Origin of the sequence: Actinomadura flavalba DSM 45200 (assembly GCF_000374305.1) — a bacterium.
GTDB classification, from domain to species: Bacteria; Actinomycetota; Actinomycetes; order Streptosporangiales; family Streptosporangiaceae; genus Spirillospora; species Spirillospora flavalba.
Genome location: NZ_KB894103.1, coordinates 107,423 through 133,029 on the forward strand (window position 1 = coordinate 107,423; position 25,607 = coordinate 133,029).

Genomic DNA, 25,607 nt, shown 5'->3' on the forward strand with positions numbered 1-25,607 from the left:
CCCGTTCCCCGATCGGCTGACGAACAGGAGGCAGGGGCGTTCCGCCGCCCCGAGACCGCGATGAGCTCTGACGACCGTGACCTCGGCCGGGTGCTGGAGAACCTGCTGCACCGGGCGCCCGGCACCCGGCACGTGCTGATGCTGTCCCGGGACGGGCTGAAGGTCGGCCACAGCCCGGGCCTCGACGTGGACGCCGCCGACCAGCTCTCCGCCATCGCCGCCGGCATCGCCGCGCTGGCGCTCAGCGCGTCCGCCGAGTTCGGCAGCGGGCTGGGCGCCGGGCAGGCGATGGTGGAGTTCCCCGGCGGCGTGCTGCTGATCGTCCCGGCCGGGGAGGGCGCGCACCTGGCGGTCGTCGCCGCCGAGGACGCCGACGTCGGCATGGTCGCCCACTACATGAACGAGATGGTCGAGCAGATCGGCGTCCACATGACGGTGGCGCCGCGCCGTCCCGCGGCGTCGACCCCGTGAACCCGCGCGACGTCGGCCGCGAGGACCCGGACCGGCTGTTCATCGTGACGGGCGGACGCGCCGACACCGACGGCCCGGTCCTCGACCTCGTCTCGCTGATCGTCGGCGGCGGTGCGGCGCCGCCCGGAACGCCGTCCGAGCAGGCCGGGGTGCTCGCCCGCTGCCGGGACTTCCCCGTCTCGGTGGCGGAGCTGTCCGCGCATCTGGATCTGCCGGTCAGCGTCGTCAAGATCGTGCTGCGGGACCTGGCACGGGAGGGGCGCGTCACGGTGCGCCCGCCGGTGTCGGCGCCGCCGCGCGACCAGTTGCCCGACCTGGAAACGCTGAGGCAGGTGCTCGTTGGACTCCATGACCTCTGACCGGAACGACGTCCCGCTGCGCAGCACCGCCCGCGACGCCCTGAAGATCGTCATCGTCGGCGGGTTCGGCGTCGGCAAGACGACGATGGTCGGCGCGGTGAGCGAGATCCGTCCGCTCAGCACCGAGGAGATCATGACGCGGGCGGGCGTCGGCATCGACGACCCGTCCGCCGTCGCGGACAAGAACGCGACGACGGTCGCGTTCGACTTCGGCCGGATCACGCTGAACGACGAGAAGGTGCTGTACCTGTTCGGCGCGCCCGGCCAGCAGCGGTTCTGGTTCCTGTGGGACCAGTTGTTCGGCGGCAGCCTCGGCGCCGTCGTGCTCGTCGACACCCGCCGCCTCGCGGACTCGTTCTACGCGATCGACCGGCTGGAGCACCACGGGACGCCGTTCATCGTGGCCGTCAACCGGTTCCCGGGCCCGGCGCCGGACGCGCCGCCCGCGCGGGCGGCGCCGTCGCTGGCACGGGTCCGGGCCGCGCTCGACCTGCCGCCGGGCGTGCCGCTCGTGGAGTGCGACGCGCGCCTGCGGCCGTCCTGCAAGTCCGTGCTGATCGACCTCGTCCAGCACCTCACCTCGCTGCACTTCCCGGAGACGACGCCGTGACCTCTTCCACCACCTCACCCGAGCCCGCGGCCCCCGCTCACCCGGGGCATCCGCGGCCGACGCGGCTGTACGGTCCGGCCATCGCCCGCGACCCGGACGCGCTGTACGCCGAGCTGCGGCACCGGTACGGGCCGGTGGCGCCGGTGCTGCTCGACGGCGACATCCCGGCGTGGTTCGTCCTCGGCTACCGCGAGGTGAACCACGTGACGAGCAACCCGCGGCTGTTCGCGCGCGACTGCCGCCGGTGGAACGCCTGGGACCTGGTGCCCGACGACTGGCCGCTGATGCCGTACGTGGGGTGGACGCCGTCGGTGATGTTCGCCGAGGGCCCCGAGCACCGGCGCCGGGCGGGCGCGATCGGGGACGCGCTGGACGCGGCCGACCGCACCGAGCTGACGAACCTGTGCGTGGCGATCTGCGACCGGCTCATCGACGGGTTCTCCGGCAACGGCGAGGCCGACCTGATCGCGGAGTACTCGGCGCAGATCACGTTGCAGGTGATGGCGCGGCTGTTCGGCCTGCCGGAGGCCGACATCCCGGCGCTCGTGCAGGACGTCGCGGACTCCCTGGACGTCGCGGAGAAGGCCGTCGCGGCGCACCAGCGCATTCACGCGCGGATGCAGGACCTCGTCCGGACGAAGGCGCGGCGCCCCGGGCTGGACGTGCCGTCGCGGCTGATCGCGCATCCGGCGGGCCTGTCGGAGGACGAGATCGTCATCGACCTGCTCGTGGTGCTGGCGGCGGCGCAGCAGCCGGTCGGGAACTGGATCGGCAACACGCTGCGGCTGATGCTCGTCGACGACCGGTTCTCGATGTCGTTGCAGGGCGGCCGGGGCAGCATCACGCAGGCGCTCAACGAGGTGCTGTGGGAGACGACGCCGACGCAGAACTTCATCGGCCGCTGGGCCGTGCACGACTGCATGCTCGGTGAGCAGCGCATCCGGCGCGGCGACCTGCTGGTGCTGGGGTTCGCGGCGGCCAACACCGACCCGCAGGTGTGCCCGCGCTCGCGGTCGGCGCAGAACCCGGACGCCAACCGCGCGCACATGTCGTTCGGGCACGGCGAGCACGGCTGCCCGTTCCCGGGGCCGGAGCTGGGCGAGCTGATCGCGCGCACGTCGGTGGAGGTGCTGCTCGACCGGCTGCCCGACGTGGAGATCGCGGTTCGCCCGGAAACGCTGGAGTGGCGGCCGTCGCTGTGGATGCGCGGCCTTTTCGCGCTGCCCGTCCGGTTCAGCCCGGCCGCCGACGATGACCTGCTCTCCTACGACCCGGACCTCTTCGAGGAGGACGAGCTGGACTGACCCCCTAGGCTCCCGTTCATGCGCATTCGAGCGGGTGGCAGCGGTGACGCGCCGATCGTCCTGGAACTGCTCGACACGGCCGTCGCGTGGCTGGCGCGGGAGGAGCGGACGGGGCAGTGGGGCACCGAGCCGTGGTCGACGGTGCCCGCACGGGTCGCGCGGATCGAGGGGCTGACGCGCGACGGCGACGTGTGGCTGGCCGAGCGGGACGGCGACGTCGTGGGCGCGATGGTGCTGACGCGGGAGCCGATGCCGTACGTCGAGCCGGTGGACGAGCCGGAGGTGTACGTCTCGCTGCTCGTCACCGACCGGTCGCGGCCGGGCGGCGGGGCGGGGGCGGCGCTGCTGGAGCACGCGCGGGCCGAGGCCGCGCGCGTCGGCGCGGATCTGCTGCGGGTGGACTGCTACGCGGGCGACGACGGCGCGCTCGTCCGGTACTACGAGCGCCACGGCTTCACGCGGGTCCGTCCGTTCACCGTCGGGGAGTGGCCCGGGCAGCTTCTCCAGCAGCGCCTCGGCTCCGCTACGCCGCCCCGCTGACGATCCGCGCGCCGGGGGTGAACAGCAGCGGCAGCGACGCCGGGCCGCGCGTGAACACGCCCTGCTCGACGGGCGTGAACCCGGCGGGGAGCCGCAGGTCGGGCATCGCGTCCAGGAGCTGGTTCGCGCCGACCTCGACCTCGGTCTTGGCGAGCAGCGCGCCGACGCAGAAGTGCCGGCCGAGCGCGAACGCCAGGTGGTCGGCCGCCGCCGAGAACGCGGTGGTGGCCGAGAGGTCGGTGCGGAACACGTCGAAGGTGTCGGGGTCGGCGTAGCGGTCGGGGTCGCGGTTGGCGGCGCCGATGAGCGCGGTGACGGTGCGGCCCGCCTTGACGGTCCCGCCGGACAGTTCGACGTCCTCGGCGGGCTGCCGCATGATCATGTGGACGGGCGGGGTGTACCGCAGCGTCTCGGCGAACGCGCGCGGGATGAGCGAGCGGTCGTCGCGGACGGCGGCGAGCTGCTCGGGCCGCGCGAGCAGGTTCGCGAACAGCGCGGACATGGCCTTGTCGGTCGTCTCGCCGCCGGCGGCGAGCAGCAGGCTGCAGAACGCCTTGATGTCCTCGTCGCTCATCGACGTGCCGTCGATCTCGGCCCGGCACAGGGTGGACAGCAGGTCGTCGCCGGGGTTCGCGCGGCGGTCGCGGATGACCGGCAGCATGTATGCGGCGAACTCGGTGCGCGTCCGCTCGCCCGCCGCCGTCACGCCGGGGTCCTGGGCGAGGTTGCCGAGGAACGCGATGATCGAGGTGTACCAGCGCTGGAACCGGGCGTGGTCGGCCTGGTCGAGGCCGAGCATGTCGACGATGACGTTGATCGGGAAGTGCGTGCTGTAGCCGGTGACGAGGTCGACCTCGCCTCGGTCGCGGAACGCGTCGATGAGGCGCCGCGAGTTCGCCTCGATGACGGGCAGGAACGTGGAGCGCAGTTCGTCGCCGCGGAAGGCGGGGGCGACGAGCGCGCGCCGGACGGAGTGCTCGCGTCCGGAGAGCTGGAGGATCGTGCGGCCGTGCACGGGTTCGAGCTGCCAGTCGTAGTTCGCGGTGGTGAAGACGGGGTCGCGGAAGACGCGGGAGACGTCGTCGTACCGGGAGACGACGTAGCTCTGCATGGCCTCGTGCCACAGCAGCGGCGCGTCCTCGCGGTAGGCCCGGTAGGCGCGATAGGGGTCACGTGCGAATTCCGGCGACAGAAGGTCGGGGATCTGCCGTGCCGTGGCCATGGCGACACTCCTTTGTGTGACACGTGCCGTGCCTTCGGGGGACGCCAACGAGACTAGGGAGCAGTACCGCGCGAGTCCATAGTGTGGCGGTTCGTAATTGTTTACGGCCCGACAGGATGGGGTGACTCCTCCCGGCCCGTCCGCCCGAAATCAAGCGTCGGCGCACGCATCGCCTTTTTCCCGGCGCGGCTTCGTCTCCGCTGCTCACCGCCATCCGGCGCGCCTCGCCGGACGTACCGCGCCCCACCCGTCCCGCCCGCAACCGGTGATCATCATCGGGGCGACCGCGCCCATAAACCCGCCGGACCTTCAATGGCACCCTTTTCTTTGCCAATTAACAGCCAAACAAGAGTGGCCTGCGTCACATCGGGGCCAATGCGTCTTGAATCATCGGCCGTTCCTTTTCCCTCCGTTCCGCGCGTATGATCGACGGCAGAGCGGTTTTCGTCCGGCCGGTGCGCCGACCAGGCGAGACCTCTCCGGGAGACGGCACCGCATCGCCTTTCCGGGCGGCGCGGCGCCTCCTTCTCCGAGGCCCCGTCCGGGCGCGGTCTAGACCATTTTGCGCACGGGGTAGGGGTATCGGGGAAGATTCTCTCTTCACCACTCCGTCTGGTCGTCCGCGCGCGGACGGCCGCGACGACGGCCCGACAGGAGGACAGCGACACCCATGAGCACCCCTCTGGCCAACCCTCGCCGTACCCGGCTCGCGACCTGGCCGACGCGCCACCCGCAGGACCAGGACGCCGAGCAGACCGTCCGCACCGGGGACGCCGTGCCGTCGGCCCCCGACGAGGAGCAGGTCGTCTCCTGACCTCGGCAGACGTGCCCGGCCGTCCCCGCACGGGGCCGCCGGACGTCCGGCCGCGCCGCCCGCCACGGGCCGCGCGGAGCGCCGCGAGGCGCGTTTCCCACCCTGGCCGGGGCCGCCCGCCGTCCTGAGACGGCGCGCCGCCCCACCTTCCGGCCGTTCCGGGCCGCTCACCACTTCTCTCCGCCCGGGTGGGAATACGGCGTGAAACTCCGTATGTTGTACGGTGTTAGTCGTCCGAGAGGTGGTCCGCCCATGCCCGAGTCCCCCGCCGTCACCGAGTTCGAGCGCCAGGTCGCCGTCCTGCTGGAGAAGGGCTACCCCGCGCTGACGGGACGCACGGACGAGGAGTTCGCCGCCGTGCTCGCCCCGCTCCGCGCCGTCGTGACCGGCCGCGACCTGCCGCCCGCCGCGCCGGGCCGGGCGCCGTTCGTGCTCGTCCCCGGCCGCGACCTGGCCCCCGCCGAACGGACGGTGCCGCTGCTCCGGCTGGCCCGGGGCCGCAAGCCCGGCCTCGTCGACCGGCACTACGCCGAGGGCGAGCTGCCCGCGTTCGTCCCGACCGAGCAGGCCCGGCCGCCCGGCGATCCGGCGCACGTGCTGTTCGACGCCGACCGGGGCGAGGAGTTCTGCGGCGCCGTGCCGAACGACGCGATGGCCGCCATCGCGGGCAAGGACCGCACGCTGCTCACGATCGAGGAGGGCGTCGCGCTCGTCACGCAGTTCCCGGAGCTGCTGGAGAAGAACAAGTGCTTCTCGCTCGGCGGCTCGCGCTGCGGCGACCGCCGGGTGCCCGCCCTGTGGATCAGCGAGCGCGCGCCCAAGCTCGGCTGGTGCTGGGAGGGCAATCCGCACACCTGGCTCGGCATGGCGCACGCCGCCGGACGCGCGGCGGCGTGATCACGGCCAGCGGTGCGTCGGCTCGCACGCCGGGACGTGGTGCGGGCGGTAGCACACCGTCGTGACGTGCTCGTCCTTGCAGGCGAGACAGAGGTAGGTCCGATGGCCGCGCCGTCCGCGCGCCCGGTTCGCGCAGGGCGGGCACACGCACGGCGACCAGCCGACGAGCACCCGCCCCGGTTCGAGCCGGTGCCCGTACGGGCAGGCGGACGGTGCGGCATCGAGGCTCTCGGTCTCCACGCACGTCACTCTAGTCGAACATATGAGCGAACGTCAGAACGGGAGCCCCCGCTCGCACGGCACCGGCTTCGGGTGCGCCGGGTCGAACGTGTTGCCGACGAGCGCGGCGACGGTGCCGCTGTAGGCGAGGCCGATGTGCCCGACCGTGTCGGCGGGGCAGCGGTCCTGGATCTCCAGGTTCGTCACGCCCGGTTCCCGGACGAACGAGACGCCGCGCGGCGTGACCAGCGCGTCCGACGTGGACGCGATGACCGTGTACGAGATGCCGGGCTGCGCGATCGGCCCGTCGTTGAGCCGCGCGATCGTCGGCGCTCCCGTCGTCAGCTCGGTGCAGGCGACGCAGCCGACCGCCGCCATGATCTCGTTGACCTGCTTCATGATGCCGAGCCGGTGCCCGAGATCGACGAGCCCGGCGAACGACGTGCCGTGCGTCGGCGGCGCGAGCGCGACGACGCGGTCGATCTTGGCGGCCTGGCCGGGGATCTTCTTCGGCACGTACAGCGAGAGGAACCCGCCCTCGGAGTGCCCGACGACGTCGAGCTTGGCGGCGCCGGTGCGGGCCAGGATGCCGTCCATGATCCCCGCGACCTCGCGGGCGGACGCGTCGATCGCGTTGAGCCCGCCGACCGGGATCGGCGGCAGCGGCATCCCGTAGGTGGGCGCCCAGACGCAGTATCCGTCGGCGGCGAGCTGCGGGCCGAGCCGCAGGTAGTTGCCGGGGCCGTTGCCGCCCAGCCCGTGCAGGAGCAGGACGGGCCGGGGATGCGCGGCCGACGGCCGGCAGCGGTCGTCGTTGAACCCGCCGCCCGGCGCGGCGGCGGACGCGGGCGGTGGCCCGGCGAGCGCGACGGCGAGCGCCGCGACCGCGAGGAGCAGGAGAGTACGGAACGAGCGGAGGAGCATCGTGGCCTCCACGGGAGAGGGTGGGAGCCTCGATTACAACACGGCATCTTGTTCATAACTAGGAACCTTGTTGATAACTGGCGCGCCGCGTGTTCACCGGTAAATTCGAGGGATGAGCCACGCGCAGGCGGAACCGCCCGCCCCCAAGTCCCCGCAGCGGCGGCGCATCCGTGGCCTGGACGCCGAGCAGCGCCGCGCCGAGCGCCGCGAACGGCTGCTCGACTCCGCGCTGGAACTGTTCGCGGGCCAGGGCTACCCCAACACCTCGATCGAGCAGCTCTGCCAGCACGCCTACGTCGGCACCAAGGGCTTCTACGAGATCTTCGAGAGCCGCGAGGACTGCTACCTCGCGCTGCTGCGCCGCACCACCGAGCACCTGAAGACCCGCATGACCGAGCGGCTGGCCACGGTCACCGGCGACCGCGAGGACGCCGAGCACGCGCTGCTGTCGGCGCTCGCGCACGCCCTCATCGACGACCCCCGCATCGCCGCCGTCACGTTCGGGCAGGGCGTCGCGGTCTCCCCCGCCGTCGAACGCCAGCGCCGCGAGAACCGCCGCTGGGCGGCCTCCTTCGTGGAGGCGCTCTGGCGGTCCCAGGGCCTCGCCCCGGCGCCCCCGGCCGCCCGCAGCGCCGCGATCGGCCTCATCGGCGGCCTCTTCGACCTCATCGCCGACTGGCTGCTGGACGCCGACCCCGCCGACCCGGCCGCGACCGACGCCCTCATCACCGCGCTGACGGCCTTCTACGCCGCCGTCCGCACCGGCGTCGCCGCCCGGCCCTGAGACCGCGCGGCGACACCGGACCTTCAGTGGTCGCGGTGGACGAGACGGTCCGCGAGGAGCGTCAGTTCGTGCAGCGGCGCCGGAGGCGCGCCCACCTCGGCCAGCTCGGCCAGCGCCTCGGCCCGCAGCTCGCCGGTGCGGGCGACGGCCCAGGCCCGCCCGCCCGCCTGCTCGACCAGGACGGCCGCGCGGGCGGCGTCGTCCGGGGTGAGCGGTTCGGAGCCGTGGTACAGCTCGGCCAGCGCCGCCGACGCCGGGGTCTCCGCGTTCAGCGCCGCCACGACCGGCAGGGACTTCTTGCGCCGGACCAGGTCGGCGTGCACCGCCTTGCCCGTCACCGCCGGGTCGCCCCAGATGCCGAGCCGGTCGTCCGCGATCTGGAACGCCAGCCCGAGCCGGTCACCGAACCGGCGCAGATGCGTGACGCGGGCGGGATCGCCGCCCCCGAAGATCGCGCCGAGCGCGCACGCGGCGCCGATCAGCGCGCCGGTCTTCTTCGCCGCCATCGCCTGGCACTCCGCGAGCGTCACGTCGGTGCGCTCCTCGAACGACACGTCCGCGCACTGGCCCTCGACCAGCTCGCGGACCGCGCGGCCGAACGTGCGGACGGCGGCGCCCCCGACCTCGTCGGCGGCCAGCCCCTCGGTCGCGCAGGCCAGCAGCGCGTCACCCGCCAGGATCGCCGCGTTGGCGCCGAACAGCGTCCACGCGGTCGGGCGGTGCCGGCGGGTGACGTCGCCGTCCATCACGTCGTCGTGCAGCAGCGAGAAGTTGTGCGCCAGCTCGATCGCGACGGCCGCCGGGAGGGCGTCCGCCGCGTCCGCGCCGACGGCCTCGGCCGACAGCAGCGCCAGCGTCGGGCGCAGCGCCTTGCCCGCCGGGGCCGACGCGGGACGGTCCAGCTCGTCCCGCCAGCCGAAGTGGTACTCGGCGATGCGCCGCATCTCCCCCGACAGTTCCCCGACCGCCGCCCGCAGGGCGGGGTCGAGCAGGGCGCGGCTCCAGGCCAGGACGTCGGGCACGGACCGTCCGGCGGTCGTCTCCGGTGCGGCGGACATGGTGGTTCCTCTCAGGAAGCGATCTCGACGTTCTCCAGGACGCCCAGGGCGTCGGGGACCAGCACGGCGGCGGAGTAGTAGGCGCTGACCAGGTAGGACAGGATCGCCTTGTCGTCCACGCCCATGAACCGCACCGACAGGCCGGGCTCGACCTCGTCGGGGACGCCCGTGCGGCGCAGGCCGACGACGCCCTGCTCGGACTCCCCCGTCCGCAGCACCAGGATCGAGCTGGTGCCGCCCGCGCTGACCGGGATCTTGTCGCAGGGCAGGATCGGGACGCCGCGCCAGCCCTGGAACGTCCGGCCCTCGTGCGGGACCGGCTCGGGATAGACGCCGCGCCGGGTGCACTCGCGGCCGAACGCCGCGATGGCGCGCGGGTGGGCGAGGAAGAACCGCGAGCCGCGCCGCCGCGACAGCAGCTCGTCCAGGTCGTCGGGGGTGGGCGGGCCGGTGCGGGTGGAGATGCGCTGCCGCAGGTCGGCGTTGTGCAGCAGGCCGAAGTCGCGGTCGTTGACCAGGTCGTGCTCCTGGCGTTCGCGCAGCGCCTCGATCGTCAGCCGGAGCTGCTCGCGGGTCTGGTCGTGGGGGCCGTTGTAGAGGTCGGCGACGCGGGTGTGGACGCGCAGCCGCGTCTGCGCGGCACTCAGCTCGTACTCGCGCGGCGAGCCCTCATAGTCGACGTAGGTGCCGGGCAGCAGGGCCTCGCCGTCGTGCCCGGACGCCAGCTCGATCGCCGCCTCCCCCTGCCGGTTGCTGGGCGGGCGCGGCGCGTTGCGGTACTCCTCCAGGTGGTCGCGCAGCCCGGGGTGCCGGGCGGCCAGGTCCGCGACGGCCGACGCGGGCAGCGCCAGCACGGTCGCCGGGGTGACGGCCCGGACGGTGCGGTCCCAGGCGGGGCTGCCGCCGAGCAGCGCGGCCTCACCGGCGAACCGGCCGTCGGCCAGCACGCCGAGCGACGCCTCGCCGCCGTACTCACCGGCGCGGACCTGCTCGACCTTGCCGTGGGCGATGAGGTAGACCTCGTCCACCGGGGCGCCCGCCGTGGCCAGCGGCTGGCCGGGCGCGTACTCGCGCTGGACGCACCGGTCAGCGAGCGCGGCGAGCGCGTCGGCGTCGCCGAAACCGCGCAGCGGCGGCAGCTCGGTCAGCTCGGCGGGGACGACGCGGACGAACGCGCCGGTGGCGACGAACGTCACCAGGCCGTCACCGACGGTGTAGGACAGCCGCCGGTTGACGCGGTAGGTGCCGCCGCGCGTCTCCACCCAGGGCAGCGCCCCGAGCAGCCACCGCGGCGTGATCGCCTGCATGAGCGGGCGGGTCTTGGTGGTGGTCGCCAGATTGCGCGCGGCGGAGGTCGACAGGGACAACTGGTGCTCGGTCACGGGTCACCGTCCTTGCGGGGAGAGGCGGGCGGGTCGAGCTCAGGCGGCATCGGCGCCGCCGGCGATCTCGACGCTCTCCAGGACGGCCAGCGCGTCGGGGACGAGCACGGCGGCGGAGTAGTAGGCGCTGACCAGGTACGAAAGGATCGCCTTGTCGTCGATGCCCATGAAGCGGACGGACAGGCCGGGCTCGACCTCGTCGGGCAGGCCCGTCTGGTGCAGGCCCACGACGCCCTGCTCGGACTCGCCGGTGCGCAGCAGCAGGATCGAGCTGGTGCGGGTCTCGCTGACGGGGATCTTGTTCGACGGGAAGATCGGCACGCCGCGCCAGCTCGGGACGCGGTGCCCGCCGACGTCGATCGCCGTCGGGTACACGCCCCGGCGGCTGCACTCGCGGCCGAACGCGGCGATGGCCTTGGGGTGGGCGAGGAAGAAGGCCGGGTCCTTCCAGACGCGGGTGAGCAGCTCGTCCAGGTCGTCGGGGGTGGGCGGGCCGGTGCGGGTGTGCAGGCGCTGGGAGAACTCGGCGTTGTGCAGCAGCCCGAAGTCGCGGTTGTTGAGCAGCTCGTTCTCCTGCCGCTCGCGCAGCGCCTCGATGGTCAGCCGGAGCTGCTGCTGCGTCTGGTCCATCGGCTCGTTGTAGAGGTCGGCGACGCGGGTGTGCACGCGCAGCACGGTCTGCGCGACGCTCAGCTCGTACTCGCGGGGCGACGGCTCGTAGTCGACGTAGGTGCCGGGCAGGTCGTCCTCCTGCCGGTGGCCGGACGACAGGTCGATGGCCGCCTCGCCGTTGTCGTCGGTCGCGCGGGAGGGCGCGTCGCGGTAGGCGTCGATGTGCTCGCGCAGCTCCGGGGAGCGGTCGAGGGCCTCGGCGAACTGGGTGCGGCTCAGCGTCAGGACCGTGACGGCCGTGGCGGCGCGGGCGGTGGAGTCCCAGGTGGCGTCGTCGTCGACGAGGGCGCTCGCGCCGAAGAACTCGCCGTCGGCCAGGACGCCGAGCGCGGCGTCGCCGCCGTACTCGCCCGCGCGGAGCTGCTGGACCTTGCCGTGCGCGATGAGGTGAACGTCGTCGACGGGGTCGCCCTCGCTGACGATGACCTCGCCGGGCCCGTACTCGTGCTGGGTGAACCGCCCGGCGAGGGCGGTGAGCGGCTCCTCGTCGGCGAAGCCGCGCAGCGGGGGCAGCTCGCCCAGCTCCAGCGGGATGACGCGGACGTCGGCGCCGGTGCGCACGAACGTCACCCGGCCGTCGCCGACCGTGTAGGACAGCCGCCGGTTGACGCGGTAGGCGCCGCCGTGCGCCTCCACCCAGGGCAGGAGCTTGAGCAGCCACCGGGAGGAGATGCCCTGCATCTGCGGAACGGTCTTGGTCGTCGTCGCCAGGTTCCGTGCCGCGGAGGTACTCAGGCTGAGCTGCTGTTCGGTCACGTTCACACCGCCGATTCCGTGTAGGAGGAGGGGATCCTCAGTGGTGACGTGGCCGCGCCGGGGGGCGCGGTGCACGCTGTGTGGGCGTGCGATCACAGGCGACACTACCGACCGTGATGACGGGATCACAATAGAAGGTTTCCCTCACCTCCCGGAGCACTTTCGTCACCCCGCCCGCACTGGCGACCTCCGTCCCCGGAGGCTCAGCGGCGGCGCAGTCCGAGCCCGATCGGCTCGGGCGCGTCGGGGCGTCCGGCGAGGTGGATGGGGACGCGGGCCGTCTCGGGGATGCGGCCGAGCGGGACGAGCGCGACGGCGGCGGCCAGCATCAGGTAGAACGCGGGAACGTCGTTGGAGCCGGTCAGCTCGATGAGCGAGCCGACCAGGACGGCGGCCGTCCCGCCGAACAGCGACGTGGACACGTTGTAGCCGATGGCGAAGGCGCCGTAGCGGACCTCGGTGGGGAACATCGCCGGGAACGTCGCGCCGACGACGGCGAGCATGAGCACGAGCAGCCCGCCGATGATCGTGTATCCGGCGGCGACGCCGAGCCAGTGGTCGGTCTGCATGAGCCGGAACGCGGGCCACGACAGCAGCAGGAACCCGACGGCGGCGGTGCGCAGCAGCGGTTTGCGGCCGATGCGGTCCGACAGGGCGCCGAGCGGCAGGATGACCGTCAGCATGACGAGTTCGACGCCGATCGTGATGAGCTGCGCGGTGATCTCGGCGGTGCCGAGGAAGTCGATGAGGTAGCTCGGCATGAACGTCAGCAGCGTGTAGTCCGCGACGTTGAGCAGGACGACGATGCCGATGAGCCGCAGCACCGTCGCGCGGTGGCGCAGCAGGACCTCCTTCAGCGGCGAGCGCGCCTTGGTGCCGGTGGCCTCCATCCGGCGGAACTCGGGGGTGTCCTCGATGCGGCTGCGCACGTAGAGGCCGACCGCGCCGAGCGGCAGCGCGAGCAGGAACGGCAGCCGCCAGCCCCAGTCGCGCATGGCCGCGTCACCGAGGACGAGCTGGGTGAGCAGGACGAGCCCGGCGCCGCAGACGTATCCGGCGAGCGTGCCGAATTCCAGGAAGCTGCCGAAGAAACCGCGCCGGGTCGTCGGCGCGTACTCCGCGATCATCGTGGCGGCGCCGCCGTACTCGCCGCCGGTCGAGAACCCCTGGACGAGCCGGACCAGCAGCAGGGCGACCGGCGCGAACCAGCCGATCGTCGCGTACCCGGGCAGAATCCCGATGACGAACGTCGAGCCCGACATGAGGATGATCGTGATCGCGAGGACGCGCTTGCGGCCGATGCGGTCACCGAGCGGCCCGAAGAACAGGCTGCCGAACGGGCGGGCGAGGAAGGCGGCGGCGATCATCGCGAAGGACCGCAGGGTCGCGCCGCCGCCGTCGTCCGGCGGGAAGAACACGGTGCCGACGATCGCCGTCACGACGCCCGCGCTGAACACGCCGAAGTCGAACCACTCCACGGCGTTGCCCAGCGCGGACGCCAGGACGGCCTTGCGGACCGTCCGCTCGTCGGGCCGGGGTGCGACGTCGGTGCTCACGGGCGCGGTGATTCCCGCAAGATCGACTTCGTTAACTCTCCGCGCGGGAAAGGCTACCCGGCGCGGCGGCGCAGCCCCTCCGGCGCGGGCGCGTCCGGCTCGCCCGCCCGGTCGATCGGCACGCCCGCCGTCTCGCGCAGCGTCAGCAGCGGGACGAGCGCGATCAGCGCGGCGAGCATCAGATAGAACGCCGGGACGTCGTTGGACCCGGTGACGCTGATCAGCGACCCCACCACGACGGCCGCCGTCCCGCCGAACAGCGACGTGGAGACGTTGTAGCCGATCGCGAACGCCCCGTACCGGACCCGCGTCGGGAACATCGCCGGGAACGTCGCGCCGATCACCGCCTGCATCGGCACCAGCAGTCCGCCGATGAGCGCGTATCCGGCGGCGACGCCGAGCCAGTGGTCGGTCTGCATGAGCCGGAACGCGGGCCACGACAGCAGCAGGAACCCGAACGCGACGAACAGCAGCAGCGGCTTGCGGCCGACGCGGTCCGACAGCGCGCCGAGCGGCACGATCACCGTGATCATCGCCAGTTCCACGCCGATCGTGATGAGCTGCGCGGTCACCTCGCTGACGCCCAGGTCGTCGATCAGGTACGACGGCATGAACGTCAGCAGCGTGTAGACGCCGACGTTCAGCAGGATGACGATGCAGATGAGCCGCAGGATCGTCCGCCAGTGCCCGGTGAGCGTCTCGCGGACCGGTGTGCGCGCCTTCTCGCCGCGCTCCTCCATCCGGCGGAACTCGGGGGTGTCCTCGATGCGGCTGCGGATGAACAGGCCGACGATGCCGAGCGGCAGCGCGAGCAGGAACGGGATGCGCCAGCCCCAGGCGTGCATGGCGTCGTCGCCCAGGACGAGCTGGACGGTGAGGACGAGCGCGGCCCCGGCCGCGTATCCGGCCAGCGTGCCGAACTCCAGGAAGCTGCCGAAGAAGCCCCGGCGGCGCGTCGGCGCGTACTCGGCGATCATCGTGGCGGCGCCGCCGTACTCGCCGCCCGTCGAGAACCCCTGGACGAGCCGGACCAGCAGCAGCGCCAGCGGGGCGAACCACCCGATCGTCGAGTATCCCGGCAGAATCCCGATGACGAACGTCGAACCCGACATCAGCATGATCGTGATCGCCAGCACGCGCTTGCGTCCGATGCGGTCACCGAGCGGCCCGAAGAACAGGCCGCCGAACGGACGCGCCAGGAACGCCGCCGCGATCATCGCGAACGACCGGAGCGTCGCGCCGCCGCCGTCGTCGGGCGGGAAGAACACCGTGCCGACGATGGCGGTCACCACCCCGGCGCTGAATACGCCGAAGTCGAACCACTCCACGGCGTTGCCCATCGCCGAGGCCAGGACGGCCTTGCGGACCGTCCGCTCGTCGGGCTCGTGATCGGGGGGATCGGGCGCCTTGGTCATGCGCCGCTCGATCCCCCGGGATCGAACGGGTTTAACTACCGCGGGGGGCCTAAGCCTCCTTGCGGGCCTTGCGGGAGCGGTGCGGCCTGCCCTTGTGCGGCGCGCGGGACGCCGGGGCGCGGTGCTGCGGCTCTGAGCCGTGCGCGTCGGGCAGGTCGGCGTCGTCCAGTTCGGCGGTGTCGCGGGCCGGGCTCTTGCCGCCCTCGTCGAGCGCGGGCAGCTCGCCGGTGCGCTCACCGAGCAGGTCGGTCGTCAGGTCGCGCTCGCGCTCCTCGGCCGGCGCGACCACCTGGCGGATCACGTCGTCGGGCAGGACGCCGGTCAGCTCGCCGGGCGCGTCGTCGGGCAGTTCGGGGAGCGACTGCGTCGCGTGCGCGTCGGGCGTGTCGACGCGGATCGGCCCGCCGCCCTCGGGAATCGACGGCAGCGCCTGCGTCACCTGCGACTCGCGGGTCAGAACGCCGCTGGCCAGGATCGTGTTGCGGTGCCGCAGCCGGCCGTTCTGCCGCAGCAGCTCGTCCACCTCGGCGCGGTAGCGGCCGACGCGGCGGGTGCCGCGCACGTGCACGATGAACCCGCCGAGCGCCAGCCCGAGGATGAACGCCGCCGCCGGATACCCGATCGCCGGAGGGGCGGCCAGGCCCGCGCACGCGGCCAGCACCAGCGCGAGCACGCTCGCGACGGCGCTGCGGTGCTGCTCCACCCAGTCGAGGGCGGCGTTGACGGGCTTGGGAATCCTCACGCGTGCATCTCCTCTGCCGTGGACGGGCCCGCGCCGGGGAGCCGTGCGGCGACGCGGACGGCCGACGTAGCCACAACGTCACCGGTCTCGTGATGTGTTCCAGGCGGGGCGCGCGCCGTGCGTCGACGGCCGGGACTCGTGGGCCGATCCGTCCCGCCAGGCCGCGTCGTCGTCGAACGCGGCCGGAACCTCCGACACTAACAGTCCGCCGACGGCGTATCCCCGCCGGGCCGAACGAGGTGCGGCGACCGGCCGGAGGCGAATATCGTTGCCGGATATGAGCGAACACTTTGACGTCGTGGTCCTCGGCGCGGGCCCGGGTGGATATGTCGCCGCGATCCGGTCGGCACAGCTCGGGCTCAAGACGGCCATCATCGAGGAGCGGTACTGGGGCGGGGTCTGCCTCAACGTCGGCTGCATCCCCTCGAAGGCCCTGCTGCGCAACGCCGAGCTGGCCCACATCTTCACCACCGAGACGGAGAAGTACGGCATCAACGTCGAGGGATCGGTGTCCTTCGACTACGGCGTCGCCTACGAGCGCAGCCGCCAGGTGTCGGAGAAGCTCGTCAAGGGCGTCCAGTACCTGATGAAGAAGAACAAGATCACGGCCTATGACGGGCGTGGCACGTTCACCGACCCCAACACCCTGGAAGTCGCCAAGTCCGACGGATCGGGCGAGACCGTCACGTTCGACCACTGCATCCTCGCCACCGGCGCCCACACGCGGCTGCTGCCCGGCACGTCGCTGTCCGAGCGCGTCGTCACCTACGAGGAGCAGATCCTCAGCTCCGAGCTGCCCGAGAGCATCGTCATCGCGGGCGCGGGCGCCATCGGCGTCGAGTTCGCGTACGTCCTGCACAACTACGGCGTGAAGGTGACCATCGTCGAGTTCCTCGACCGCATGGTCCCCAACGAGGACGCCGACGTCTCCAAGGAACTCGCCAAGCGGTACCGCAAGCTCGGCGTCGAGGTGCTCACCGGCACCCGCGTCGACGCCATCGACGACTCCGGCGAGAAGGTCAAGGTCACGATCAGCAAGGACGGCGAGCAGCGCGTCCTGGAGACCGACAAGGTGCTCCAGGCCATCGGGTTCGCGCCGAACGTCGAGGGCTACGGCCTGGAGAAGACGGGCGTCGCCCTCACCGAGCGCGGCGCCGTCGAGATCGACGGGTTCTGCCGCACGTCGGTGCCGCACATCTTCGCCATCGGCGACGTCACCGCGAAGCTGATGCTCGCGCACGCCGCCGAGTCGATGGGCGTCGTCGCCGCCGAGACCATCGCCGACGCCGAGACGATGGAACTCGACTACGTCATGATCCCGCGCGCCACGTACTGCCAGCCGCAGGTCGCCAGCTTCGGCTGGACCGAGGCGCAGGCCCGCGAGAAGGGCTTCGACGTCAAGGTCGCCAAGTTCCCCTACAGCGCGAACGGCAAGGCGCTCGGCATGGGCGAGGGCGACGGCTTCGTCAAGATCATCAGCGACGCGAAGTACGGCGAGCTGCTCGGCGCCCACCTCATCGGCCCCGAGGTCACCGAGCTGCTGCCCGAGCTGACGCTGGCCCAGCAGTGGGACCTCACCGTCCACGAGGTCGCCCGCAACGTGCACGCCCACCCGACGCTGGGCGAGGCCGTCAAGGAGGCCGTGCACGGCCTGGCCGGGCACATGATCAACCTGTAGTCGGCACCGTCGGCGCACAGGACGGACCCGCGCTCGGCCGCGCCCGTCCTGTGCGCCACCATGGGGATCATGCACCCCGACGACGAACACGGCCATCTGCGGCTGGACGGCGCCGCCAACGTCCGCGACCTCGGCGGCCTGCCGCTGCCCGGCGGCGGCACGCTGCCCGCCGGGCGGCTGCTGCGCGCCGACGCGCTCAACACCCTCACCGACTCCGACGTCGACCGGCTCGCCGGGTTGCGCACCGTCGTGGACTTCCGCACCGACCACGAGACCGCCGCGAACGGGCCCGACCGGCTGCCGCCGGGCGCCGCGCACGTCGCGCTGCCCGTCGGCGGCGGCGACCTCGAACGCTTCTACCAGGTGATCGCCGCCGGTGATCCGGGCGAGCAGGAGAAGGTGTTCGGCGGCGGGCGCACCGAGCGCATCCTGGTCAAGGTGAACCGCGACTTCGTCGCCGTGGACGCCGAACGCGCCGCGTTCGCCGCCGCGCTGCGCGCGATCGGGGACGCGGAGGCGCTGCCGCTGCTGTTCCACTGCACCGCCGGCAAGGACCGCACGGGATGGATGGCCGCGATCGTGCTGACGATCCTCGGCGTCTCCGGCGACGTCATCATGGCCGACTACCTGCGCTCGAACGACTATCACCGCGAGGGCTTCGGCAAGCTCCTCGACTACCTGGGCCGCACCGGCCAGATGAAGGACCCCGAACTCCTGCGCCCCCTCCTGGAGCAGCGTCCGGCCTACCTGGAGGCGGCGTTCGACGAGGCCACGGCCCGGTACGGGTCCTTCGACGGGTTCCTGAGCGCGGGACTCGGCGCGGACGACGCCTTGCTGGACCGCGTCCGCACCGGCCTCACCGGCTGACCGGGGGCTGTGCCGACGGTCGCGTCCGGGCGAACACCGCCGCGTCCGGGTGCCCCTCGGCGATCATGCGGCGGCGGGTGAGGGTGCGGGTGCGCAGGACGCCCGCCACGCCCGTCACGATGACGAGGGCCTGTACGGTCCACGCGGCGCGGAACGCCTCGGGCGTGAACGTGGCGCCGGGTGACAGGACGTCCAGGACGACGCCGATGAGCAGGATCGTCAGCAGCGCGGCGACGAAGCCGCCGACGTTGACGATGCCCGTCGCGGTGCCGTGCCGGGCGGGCGGGTTGAACGTCCGGGCGAAGTCGAAGCCGATCATCGCGGCGGGGCCGCCGAGCGCGACGCACAGCACCAGCACCGTGAGCAGCCACGTCGGCGCGGGCGGCGGGACGGCGAGCACCGCCGTCCACGCGGCGACGATCACCCCGACGATGCCGAGGACCAGCCACGACCGGCGCAGCGGGTGGCGTCCGACGAGCCGTCCGACCAGCGGGCCGCTCGTCATCGTCGCGACGACGAACACCGTGAGCAGCGTGCTCGCGGTGGCGGGCGGCAGACCGTGCCCGGACACCAGGTACGGGTAGCCCCACATGAGCGAGAACGTGTTCGGCGCGAACTGCGTCACGTAATGCGACCACAGGCCGAGGCGGGTGCCGGGGTTGCGCCAGGCTTCGGCGAGGCCGCGTCCGACCTCCCGCGCGGACGGCGCCTTCGCCCGCACCGTGCCCGGGACGTCCCGCAGCACCGCGAGCGCGAGCACGGCGGTGAGGACGCCGAGCGCGGCCGCCGAGCCGAACGCCGGCGTCCAGCCGGGGCCGTGCAGCAGCGCCAGCAGCGGGATCGCGCTGAGGATCTGCCCGAGCTGGCCGAGCATCCCGGTGAGCTGCGTGACGAGCGGGATCTGCCGGGACGCGAACCACATCGTGACGACGTTGAGGACGCTGATGAACGTCATCGCGTCCCCGGCGCCGACGAGGACGCGCGCGGCGAGCGCCGTCCCCGCGTCCGGCGCCCAGGCCAGCAGCCCTTGCCCGGCGGCCATGACGAGCGCGCCGCCCGCCACCATGACGCGCGGCCCGAGCCGGTCGAGCAGCAGCCCGACGGGGATCTGGCAGCCCGCGTAGACGAGGAGCTGGACGACCGCGAACGTCGCGAGCATCCCGCCGGACGCGCCGAACCGCTCGGCCGCGTCGAGGCCCGCGACGCCGAACGACGTCCGGTGCAGGATCGCGACGACGTAGGCCGCGACGCCCACGCCCCAGACGGCCCAGGCGGTCCGCTTGGTCCGCTCGTGAATCACGGTTGACCAGGATATGCGGCACTTCGCGGGCTCGGTCCGGCCCGGCCGTAGAGTGGGACGGATGACGGACTGGCGGGCGGCACGGGCGTTCCTCACCACCGCACGCGCCGACCTCGGCCTCCGCGCGGCGTCCCTGTACCCGGACGTTCCACGCGTCGCGGGCACGACGCTCCTGACCCGCCCGGAATGGACGCTCCCGCACCCCGTGCCCCTGGACGCGGTGACCCTGGCCTGGGACGAACACCCGATTCCTCCCGCCGTGGCCGACCCTCCGAACGACCTGCCACCCGGCTTCACCACCTACGCCGCCGCCCTCGCCGCCCTCGACCCCCCGCGCATCTTCGAGAACCGCCCCGCCCACCGCCTCCTGTCAGCCACTTTCCCTACCGGGAAGAGCACGGAAAGCACGAAAAGCACAGAATGCGCGTACGACACGGACGGCACGAACGGCACGGACGGCACGAACGGCGTCGACAAGGCGGAAAGCGCGGATGGCGCGTTGCGCTTCGGGGCCGCGCGGTACTTCGACGGGGTGAACGTCGGGGAGGCGGTGGCGCACGAACTGGCCGCCGGAGTGCCGGGGCTGCCGTTGCGCGCGCGGATCGGTGACCCGTGCGATCTGGCGCGCCGCCCCGCGCTGCTCGCCGTGACGACGGTGACGCTGACGCGCTCGGGCCGGTACGTCGCGCACTGGCGCGACCCGGCGAAGGTCGCGCACGCGGGCGGCCTCTTCCAGGTGATGCCAGTGGGCGTCTTCCAGCCGCCCGGTTTCGACCTGGGCGCCCTGATCGCCCGCGAGTACGCGGAGGAACTGCACGGCGTCCCGGAGGCGGAAACGTCCGCGTTGCGCGTCCCGCCCGGCCCCGTCCACGTCCTCGGGCTCGGCGTCGACCCCCTCACCCTGGCCGTGGACCTGCTCACCGTCCTGACCGTGGACGACGCCGCCCTCGACACCCTCGTCCCCGAGAACGACGAGGGCCGCGTCTCCACCCGCCACCTGGACGACCCCGACCCGTCCCCCCTGCAACCCGCCGGTGCGGCGGCCCTCACCCTGACCCGCCACCACCGCGCCGCCCTGCTCCCCTGACACGACCTCGACGCCACCCGATCAAGGAACGCCGCGCTTGCGCACGACCCGGCACCCAGGGCGCCGGTCCCCCGACGCGCCCTGCAACGCCCTGGCCCGGCGGGTGCGGGCGGCCCGCCCGGTCAGACGAGGGCGTGGCCGTAGTGCGCTTGGAGCGCCGGGAGGTCGGGGTCACCGAAGTCGGCGCGCAGTGCGGTGAAGGCGGCGACCTTGGCGGGGCCGAAGCGGTGGAGGCTCGCGGCGGCGGTCTCGGGGGCGACGAAGGCCGGGGGCCGGGTCTTGGTGTGGAACTTGTCCGCGTACATGACGAGACGTTCCTCCGGCGTCTCGGCCAGGTAGTCGCCGGGCGGGAGCGGAAGCCCCTGGTCGCGGACGTCGGCGGCGGTGAGGCCGACGCCCGTGTGCCGCGAGCAGAAGCGGCACAGCGTCTCAGCGAACCCCAGCTCCGCGAGCATCTCGTGCCCGAGCACCCCGTGCCGGATATAACGGGCATGGTCCAGCTCGCCGGAGGCCGTGAACAGCCGGTAGACGCCGAGGTCGTGCAGCAGGCACCCGGCGCGCACGAGCGCCGCGTCCACGTCGTCGCGCCGCGCCATGAGCTGTTCTGCGACGGCGCACACGATCGCGCAGTGCGCGTACACCAGCGCGAACGCCTCCGGCGTCGGCGCGCAGCGCTCGTGCAACCGCCGGATCTCGTCGTCCCCCGGCACCCGCATGCGGGCGACCCTACTCCCGGGCGAGGTGCTTCAGCTCGTCCAGGGCGTCGGTGAGGTGGTCGAGCAGGTCGGACGGGTCCGGGACGAGCGCGGGGCAGGAGACGATCCCGACGTCGAGGTGACCGTCGTAGGAGAAGACCGTGATGTTGAGACCGCCCGTGAGGTCGGTGATGACGGAGATCGGGTAGTACGCGAGGACCTTCGCGCCGCCCAGGTAGAGCGGGAACTGCGGACCGGGCACGTTCGAGACGACGATGTTGAGCGGCAGGACCCCCGTCGCGGGCGCCGCGCGCAGGGCGAGCCGCGTCAGCGGCCCGGCCAGCGGCGGCGGCACCATGCCCGCGATGTCGCGGGCCCAGGCCCCCGCCGACGCGGCGAACCGGTGCTTCATCGCCGTCAGGTCGGCGCGGACGGCGGCGTAGCGCGAAGCCGGGTCGGCGACGTGGGTGGCCAGCGGCGTCGTCATGATCGTGACCTCGTTGCCCGCGTCGCCGCCGGACGCGCGGCCCGCGCGCCGCAGCGACACCGGGACGCCCGCCACGAGCGGGACGTCCGGCAGGTCGCCGCGCTTGTCGAGCCAGGTGCGCAGCGCCGACGCGCACAGCGCCATCACGACGTCGTTGACGCTGCCGCCCAGCGCGTGCTTGACGGCCTTGACCTCCGCGAGGTCGAGAGAGCCGAACGCGACCGCGCGGCCCGCGCCGATCGGCCGGTTGAACGGCGTGGGCGGCGCCGCCGCCGGGGCGGGCGGCGGTTCTTCGTGGCCGAGGGCGCTCTGCGCGAGCCGCGCGACCGCGCCGACGCCCGGCACCGTGCCCAGGCCCGGGATCTCGTCCAGGTAGGGCACCGACCGCGCCGCCGCCAGCGCCGCCGACACCGGCTGCGTCGCCATCCGCAGCAGCCCGGTCCCCGCCATGGCGAGCGGGCCGGGGCCGCGCCGGGGCGCGGCGTCGTCGGCCGGGACGTCGCGCGGCTCGGGCGACAGGTCGAGGAGGGCGGCGATGGTCTCGGCGGCGAGGACGCCGTCGATCGCCGCGTGGTGGACCTTGACGTAGAGCGCGGCCCGGCCGCCGGACAGGCCCTGGACGATCGTCATCTCCCAGAGCGGCCGGTCGCGTTCGAGGGGCCGTTCGTGCAGCAGCGCGACGGCGCGGGCGAGCTGTTCGTCGTCGCCCGGGGCCGGCAGCGTGATCTCGGAGATGTGCCGGGCGGGGTCGAAGTCGGGGTCGTCCTCCCAGTACGGGTGGTCGAGCCCGAACGGGACCGCGACGAGCCGCCGCTTCAGCGGGCGCGGCGCCAGGTGCGCGCGCCGCGCGATCAGCTCGGCCGCCGCCTCCGGGGTGAAACGCCCGCCGGGGCAGGACGCCGGATCGAGCAGTCCGAGACCCGCGATGTGCGCCGAATGGGTGGCGGTCTCGACGTTCAGGAAGGTGGCGTCCACGGCGGAGAGCTGGCTCATTCGGGCCGTCCTGTCTGGATCGTCGCGGGCATCACTCTAAGGAACTACGGACTACCGGTGAGTAGGTCAATCCCGGCAGTAGTGGATTAACAGGGCCTTAACGGGACGTTTTGCTCCGTTCATCTCCGGCATGGACCCCTCCATGACGGAGACTTTCCCCACGTTCGACCCGGCCCGGCGGAGAATCTTCGGTTCGCGGCCGTTCGGAACGCTCCGGGCCGGAGTGCCGATTCCGGGAAACGTCCCGGGTTCGCGGCATTAGGGTGGTCGCCCATGGCGCGACCACTCACGGACATCATGGAAGCGGGCTGGGCGTCCGCCCTGGCACCCGTCGCGGACCGGATCGCCGCGATGGGCGACTTCCTGCGCGGCGAGGTCGCCGCCGGACGCAGCTACCTCCCGGCCGGGGCGAACATCCTGCGGGCGTTCCAGCAGCCGTTCGACGAGGTGCGGGTCCTCGTCGTCGGGCAGGACCCCTACCCCACCCCCGGCCACGCGGTCGGCCTCAGTTTCTCCGTCGCCCCCGACGTCCGGCCGCTGCCCGGCAGCCTGGTGAACATCTTCCGGGAGTACGGCAACGACCTCGGCCTGCCGCCGCCGTCCAACGGCGACCTCACCCCGTGGACGCACCAGGGCGTGCTGCTGCTCAACCGCTCGCTCACCGTGCTCCCCCGCAAGCCCGCGTCCCATCGCGGCAAGGGCTGGGAGGAGGTCACCGAACAGGCGATCCGCGCCCTGGCCGCGCGCGACCGGCCGCTCGTCGCGATCCTGTGGGGCCGCGACGCCCGCAACCTGCGCCCCCTCATGCCGGACGTCCCCGCCCTGGAGTCGGCCCACCCCAGCCCGATGTCCGCCGACCGCGGCTTCTTCGGCTCGCGCCCCTTCTCCCGCGCGAACGACCTGCTCACCCGGCAGGGCGCCGCCCCCATCGACTGGAAACTCCCCTGACCCGACCTGGGCGGCTCAGCGCGGCAGGCGGCGCAGCATCGCGGCGAACTCCCCGTCGTTCGGGAGGTGCCCGGGGTTGAGCGGGGTGAGGCGCCGCTCGCCGTGGCTCCAGTAGACGCCGGGGGCGCACGGGTCGTCGGCGGTGGCGTGCATCTCGGCGATGACCTCGGCGAACACGGGCAGGACGCCGCGGACCGACGTCGCGGTGATCGGGTACAGCAGCAGCGTGCTGTGACACGGGACGCCGACGAGCGCGCCGTGCTCGGTCGGCTCGGGGAGGAACCGGTCGACCTGGGACAGCAGCGCGGACACGTAGCGGCTGCCGGGCTTGGTGACGACGCGGACGTCCTGCCCGGGCAGCAGCGGCTGGTCGTGCACGGCGACGTCCGCGAGTTCGCGGTCGCGCGTGTTCGTCATGACGTACCCGAGCTTGCTGAGCCCGAGCAGGCCCGCGCGCGCCCGCGTGAGCGGCCCGCCGTACCGGGGGTGCTCGATCATGACCATCGCGTCGAAGTGGTCGCCCGCCGGGACGACGACGAGCCCCTCCCGGTCGCGCGGATCGAGCTTGGGGACGATCCGCAGCCGCAGCAGCTCGCGCACGTCGCCGAACAGCTCCATCTCGCCGACGGCGAGGAACGCGCGGTGCCCGACCTCCTCCACCCACTCCGACACCAGCTCGGGCCACTGCATCCGCTCCTCGCGGGCGCAGCGCTCCAGGACGGTCCACGTGGACGCCCGCGCCTCGGACCGGCCGATCGGCAGGACGATCTCGGAGGTGCCGCCGTCGAACCACGCCGACGGTGACACGGCGGGCAGCAGCTCGCGGATCAGAGCGTGCACGTCCGCCGCGGCGTCCAACGGTTCCACGCTCATCGCATCCTCCCCTTCCTTCCGAGCCGGGCCACGCTCCTACCCTCTCAAAGTTCACCCGCTCTGTGTGACCCATCCCCGGGTTGAGGCTCCACGCCCTCCGGCACACGCCCTCGGTACGCGCGCGGGCGCGCGATACTGTGGCGCCATGTCGGAAATCGTTTACCCGCCGGTCATCAAGGCCGCCCTCGGCATGTTCAAGGCGCTGAACCTGAAGTTCCGCCTGGAGGGCACCGAGAACGTGCCGGCCACCGGCGGTGCGGTCCTGGTGAGCAACCACGTCAGCTATCTCGACTTCATCTTCGCCGGGCTCGCCGTGCATCCGGCGGGGCGGCTGACCCGCTTCATGGCGAAGAAGGAGGTCTTCGACCACCGCGTCTCGGGACCGCTGATGCGCGGCATGCACCACATCCCGGTCGACCGGGAGTCCGGGGCGTCGTCGTACAAGGCGGCGCTGACGGCGCTCAAGGGCGGCGAGATCATCGGCGTGTTCGCCGAGGCGACGATCAGCCGGTCCTTCACCGTGAAGGACATCAAGAGCGGCGCGGTGCGGATGGCGGTCGCGGCCGACGTGCCGCTGCTCCCGATCGCGATCTGGGGTCCGCAGCGGCTGTGGACGAAGGGCCGCAAGAAGCGGCTGTTCCAGCGGAACGTGCCGGTGACGATCCTCATCGGGGAACCGATGTACCCCAAGCGCGGCGACGACTACAACCAGGTCACCGAAGACCTGCGGGCTCGCATGTCCGAGCTGCTGGAGCGCGCGCAGCGCGAGTACCCCGACGTCCCGGCCAAGGGCGAGGGCTGGTGGCAGCCCGCCTACCTGGGCGGCACCGCCCCCACGCCGGAGGAGGCCGAGCGGCTGGACGCCGAGGAGGCCGACGCCCGCGCCGCCCGGCGTGCGCAGAAGGCCGCCGGACAGGACTAAATCGGTGGACGGGGGCGGCGGCCCGGCCCGAT

Annotated in this window: 26 protein-coding genes; 13 read left to right on the forward strand and 13 right to left on the reverse strand. The window is 72.9% G+C overall.

Features of this window, described 5'->3' with window-relative positions; genetic code table 11:
• The first annotated feature begins 60 nt into the window (after window positions 1-60).
• The 5 genes from C229_RS0126900 to C229_RS0126920 are packed head-to-tail and all read left to right on the forward strand — an operon-like array spanning window position 61 to window position 3,284.
• Window positions 61-471 (forward strand): roadblock/LC7 domain-containing protein, encoded by a 411-nt coding sequence (locus C229_RS0126900; protein ID WP_018658232.1) that lies wholly within the window; start codon window positions 61-63, stop codon window positions 469-471.
• A complete protein-coding gene (locus tag C229_RS0126905) occupies window positions 468-830 on the forward strand; it encodes a DUF742 domain-containing protein (RefSeq protein WP_018658233.1) in 363 nt (120 codons plus the stop codon). Before C229_RS0126900 ends, C229_RS0126905 begins: the two co-directional genes overlap by 4 nt.
• On the forward strand, window positions 820-1,440 hold the full coding sequence (locus C229_RS0126910) for a GTP-binding protein (protein WP_018658234.1): 621 nt from the start codon (window positions 820-822) through the stop codon (window positions 1,438-1,440). Before C229_RS0126905 ends, C229_RS0126910 begins: the two co-directional genes overlap by 11 nt.
• Window positions 1,437-2,744 (forward strand): cytochrome P450, encoded by a 1,308-nt coding sequence (locus C229_RS31975; RefSeq protein ID WP_018658235.1) that lies wholly within the window; start codon window positions 1,437-1,439, stop codon window positions 2,742-2,744. The genes C229_RS0126910 and C229_RS31975 overlap by 4 nt, the downstream gene beginning before the upstream one ends.
• Window positions 2,745-2,762: 18 nt before the next feature.
• The gene (locus tag C229_RS0126920) at window positions 2,763-3,284 is read left to right on the forward strand and encodes a GNAT family N-acetyltransferase (protein WP_018658236.1); all 522 of its coding nucleotides are present in this window, start codon (window positions 2,763-2,765) and stop codon (window positions 3,282-3,284) included.
• Here C229_RS0126920 and C229_RS0126925 read toward each other — a convergent pair.
• Window positions 3,268-4,506, reverse strand: coding sequence for a cytochrome P450 (locus C229_RS0126925; RefSeq protein WP_018658237.1), 1,239 nt, complete (start codon window positions 4,504-4,506; stop codon window positions 3,268-3,270). The genes C229_RS0126920 and C229_RS0126925 overlap by 17 nt on opposite strands.
• A 670-nt stretch (window positions 4,507-5,176) precedes the next feature.
• On the opposite strand from C229_RS0126925, the gene C229_RS34775 reads away from it, so the two are divergent.
• Both C229_RS34775 and C229_RS0126940 read left to right on the forward strand, forming a co-directional pair.
• Window positions 5,177-5,320, forward strand: coding sequence for a hypothetical protein (locus C229_RS34775; RefSeq protein WP_018658238.1), 144 nt, complete (start codon window positions 5,177-5,179; stop codon window positions 5,318-5,320).
• Between the two features lie 252 nt (window positions 5,321-5,572).
• On the forward strand, window positions 5,573-6,217 hold the full coding sequence (locus C229_RS0126940; RefSeq protein ID WP_018658239.1) for a DUF5701 family protein: 645 nt from the start codon (window positions 5,573-5,575) through the stop codon (window positions 6,215-6,217).
• On the opposite strand, the gene C229_RS0126945 is transcribed toward C229_RS0126940, so the two are convergent.
• Window positions 6,218-6,457 (reverse strand): hypothetical protein, encoded by a 240-nt coding sequence (locus C229_RS0126945; protein WP_018658240.1) that lies wholly within the window; start codon window positions 6,455-6,457, stop codon window positions 6,218-6,220. It lies immediately after the preceding gene.
• A 33-nt stretch (window positions 6,458-6,490) separates the two neighbouring features.
• Complete coding sequence (locus C229_RS0126950; RefSeq protein WP_033424843.1) at window positions 6,491-7,360, reverse strand: esterase/lipase family protein; 870 nt, start codon at window positions 7,358-7,360, stop codon at window positions 6,491-6,493.
• A gap of 112 nt (window positions 7,361-7,472) precedes the next feature.
• On the opposite strand from C229_RS0126950, the gene C229_RS0126955 reads away from it, so the two are divergent.
• Window positions 7,473-8,144, forward strand: coding sequence for a TetR/AcrR family transcriptional regulator (locus C229_RS0126955; protein WP_018658242.1), 672 nt, complete (start codon window positions 7,473-7,475; stop codon window positions 8,142-8,144).
• Between the two features lie 23 nt (window positions 8,145-8,167).
• Here C229_RS0126955 and C229_RS0126960 read toward each other — a convergent pair whose 3' ends face one another.
• From C229_RS0126960 to C229_RS0126985, 6 genes are all read right to left on the reverse strand, one after another.
• Complete coding sequence (locus C229_RS0126960; protein WP_018658243.1) at window positions 8,168-9,202, reverse strand: polyprenyl synthetase family protein; 1,035 nt, start codon at window positions 9,200-9,202, stop codon at window positions 8,168-8,170.
• 11 nt (window positions 9,203-9,213) lie between these two features.
• Window positions 9,214-10,584, reverse strand: a complete 1,371-nt coding sequence (locus C229_RS0126965) for a family 2B encapsulin nanocompartment shell protein (RefSeq protein ID WP_018658244.1) — start codon at window positions 10,582-10,584, stop codon at window positions 9,214-9,216.
• A gap of 39 nt (window positions 10,585-10,623) precedes the next feature.
• Entirely contained in the window at window positions 10,624-12,012 is a 1,389-nt protein-coding gene (locus C229_RS0126970; RefSeq protein WP_240487404.1) for a family 2B encapsulin nanocompartment shell protein, read from the reverse strand.
• Between the two features lie 203 nt (window positions 12,013-12,215).
• Window positions 12,216-13,568: an MFS transporter gene (locus C229_RS0126975; RefSeq protein WP_018658246.1), complete on the reverse strand. Its 1,353-nt coding sequence runs from the start codon at window positions 13,566-13,568 to the stop codon at window positions 12,216-12,218.
• 53 nt (window positions 13,569-13,621) lie between these two features.
• Window positions 13,622-14,983: an MFS transporter gene (locus C229_RS0126980; RefSeq protein WP_018658247.1), complete on the reverse strand. Its 1,362-nt coding sequence runs from the start codon at window positions 14,981-14,983 to the stop codon at window positions 13,622-13,624.
• Window positions 14,984-15,032: 49 nt separating this feature from the next.
• Window positions 15,033-15,725, reverse strand: a complete 693-nt coding sequence (locus C229_RS0126985; RefSeq protein ID WP_018658248.1) for a hypothetical protein — start codon at window positions 15,723-15,725, stop codon at window positions 15,033-15,035.
• Window positions 15,726-16,002: 277 nt separating this feature from the next.
• Here C229_RS0126985 and lpdA point away from each other — a divergent pair, with 277 nt between their 5' ends.
• Both lpdA and C229_RS0126995 read left to right on the forward strand, forming a co-directional pair.
• Window positions 16,003-17,403, forward strand: a complete 1,401-nt coding sequence (lpdA, locus tag C229_RS0126990; protein WP_026314194.1) for a dihydrolipoyl dehydrogenase — start codon at window positions 16,003-16,005, stop codon at window positions 17,401-17,403.
• A 69-nt stretch (window positions 17,404-17,472) separates the two neighbouring features.
• Window positions 17,473-18,270 (forward strand): tyrosine-protein phosphatase, encoded by a 798-nt coding sequence (locus tag C229_RS0126995; protein WP_155885074.1) that lies wholly within the window; start codon window positions 17,473-17,475, stop codon window positions 18,268-18,270.
• On the opposite strand, the gene C229_RS0127000 is transcribed toward C229_RS0126995, so the two are convergent.
• Entirely contained in the window at window positions 18,260-19,570 is a 1,311-nt protein-coding gene (locus C229_RS0127000) for an MFS transporter (protein WP_018658251.1), read from the reverse strand. The genes C229_RS0126995 and C229_RS0127000 overlap by 11 nt on opposite strands.
• 61 nt (window positions 19,571-19,631) lie before the next feature.
• Between C229_RS0127000 and C229_RS0127005 the strand changes: the two genes are divergently transcribed.
• Window positions 19,632-20,657, forward strand: coding sequence for a hypothetical protein (locus C229_RS0127005; protein ID WP_018658252.1), 1,026 nt, complete (start codon window positions 19,632-19,634; stop codon window positions 20,655-20,657).
• Window positions 20,658-20,779: 122 nt separating this feature from the next.
• Here the strand turns inward: C229_RS0127005 and C229_RS0127010 are convergent, their stop codons facing one another.
• Entirely contained in the window at window positions 20,780-21,373 is a 594-nt protein-coding gene (locus C229_RS0127010; RefSeq protein WP_018658253.1) for an HD domain-containing protein, read from the reverse strand.
• Window positions 21,374-21,383: 10 nt separating this feature from the next.
• Complete coding sequence (locus C229_RS0127015; protein WP_018658254.1) at window positions 21,384-22,832, reverse strand: WS/DGAT/MGAT family O-acyltransferase; 1,449 nt, start codon at window positions 22,830-22,832, stop codon at window positions 21,384-21,386.
• Between the two features lie 273 nt (window positions 22,833-23,105).
• Between C229_RS0127015 and C229_RS0127020 the strand changes: the two genes are divergently transcribed.
• Window positions 23,106-23,780 carry a uracil-DNA glycosylase gene (locus C229_RS0127020; RefSeq protein WP_018658255.1) on the forward strand — a complete coding sequence of 225 codons (675 nt, stop codon included), beginning with the start codon at window positions 23,106-23,108 and terminating at the stop codon, window positions 23,778-23,780.
• Between the two features lie 15 nt (window positions 23,781-23,795).
• Here C229_RS0127020 and C229_RS0127025 read toward each other — a convergent pair whose 3' ends face one another.
• Window positions 23,796-24,653: a hypothetical protein gene (locus C229_RS0127025; protein ID WP_018658256.1), complete on the reverse strand. Its 858-nt coding sequence runs from the start codon at window positions 24,651-24,653 to the stop codon at window positions 23,796-23,798.
• A 145-nt stretch (window positions 24,654-24,798) separates the two neighbouring features.
• Between C229_RS0127025 and C229_RS0127030 the strand changes: the two genes are divergently transcribed.
• On the forward strand, window positions 24,799-25,575 hold the full coding sequence (locus C229_RS0127030) for a lysophospholipid acyltransferase family protein (protein ID WP_018658257.1): 777 nt from the start codon (window positions 24,799-24,801) through the stop codon (window positions 25,573-25,575).
• The last annotated feature ends 32 nt before the right edge of the window (window positions 25,576-25,607 follow it).

Bases quoted from the DNA above. Each gene is read 5' to 3' on its own strand.
- C229_RS0126900 (WP_018658232.1), top strand. From the start codon at position 61: ATGAGCTCTGACGACCGTGACCTCGGCCGGGTGCTGGAGAACCTGCTG.
- C229_RS0126910 (WP_018658234.1), top strand. From the start codon at position 820: ATGACCTCTGACCGGAACGACGTCCCGCTGCGCAGCACCGCCCGCGAC.
- C229_RS0126920 (WP_018658236.1), top strand. From the start codon at position 2,763: ATGCGCATTCGAGCGGGTGGCAGCGGTGACGCGCCGATCGTCCTGGAA.
- C229_RS0126925 (WP_018658237.1), bottom strand. From the start codon at position 4,506: ATGGCCACGGCACGGCAGATCCCCGACCTTCTGTCGCCGGAATTCGCA.
- C229_RS34775 (WP_018658238.1), top strand. From the start codon at position 5,177: ATGAGCACCCCTCTGGCCAACCCTCGCCGTACCCGGCTCGCGACCTGG.
- C229_RS0126940 (WP_018658239.1), top strand. From the start codon at position 5,573: ATGCCCGAGTCCCCCGCCGTCACCGAGTTCGAGCGCCAGGTCGCCGTC.
- C229_RS0126950 (WP_033424843.1), bottom strand. From the start codon at position 7,360: ATGCTCCTCCGCTCGTTCCGTACTCTCCTGCTCCTCGCGGTCGCGGCG.
- C229_RS0126955 (WP_018658242.1), top strand. From the start codon at position 7,473: ATGAGCCACGCGCAGGCGGAACCGCCCGCCCCCAAGTCCCCGCAGCGG.
- C229_RS0126960 (WP_018658243.1), bottom strand. From the start codon at position 9,202: ATGTCCGCCGCACCGGAGACGACCGCCGGACGGTCCGTGCCCGACGTC.
- C229_RS0126980 (WP_018658247.1), bottom strand. From the start codon at position 14,983: ATGACCAAGGCGCCCGATCCCCCCGATCACGAGCCCGACGAGCGGACG.
- lpdA (WP_026314194.1), top strand. From the start codon at position 16,003: ATGAGCGAACACTTTGACGTCGTGGTCCTCGGCGCGGGCCCGGGTGGA.
- C229_RS0126995 (WP_155885074.1), top strand. From the start codon at position 17,473: ATGCACCCCGACGACGAACACGGCCATCTGCGGCTGGACGGCGCCGCC.
- C229_RS0127005 (WP_018658252.1), top strand. From the start codon at position 19,632: ATGACGGACTGGCGGGCGGCACGGGCGTTCCTCACCACCGCACGCGCC.
- C229_RS0127010 (WP_018658253.1), bottom strand. From the start codon at position 21,373: ATGCGGGTGCCGGGGGACGACGAGATCCGGCGGTTGCACGAGCGCTGC.
- C229_RS0127015 (WP_018658254.1), bottom strand. From the start codon at position 22,832: ATGAGCCAGCTCTCCGCCGTGGACGCCACCTTCCTGAACGTCGAGACC.
- C229_RS0127020 (WP_018658255.1), top strand. From the start codon at position 23,106: ATGGCGCGACCACTCACGGACATCATGGAAGCGGGCTGGGCGTCCGCC.
- C229_RS0127025 (WP_018658256.1), bottom strand. From the start codon at position 24,653: ATGAGCGTGGAACCGTTGGACGCCGCGGCGGACGTGCACGCTCTGATC.
- C229_RS0127030 (WP_018658257.1), top strand. From the start codon at position 24,799: ATGTCGGAAATCGTTTACCCGCCGGTCATCAAGGCCGCCCTCGGCATG.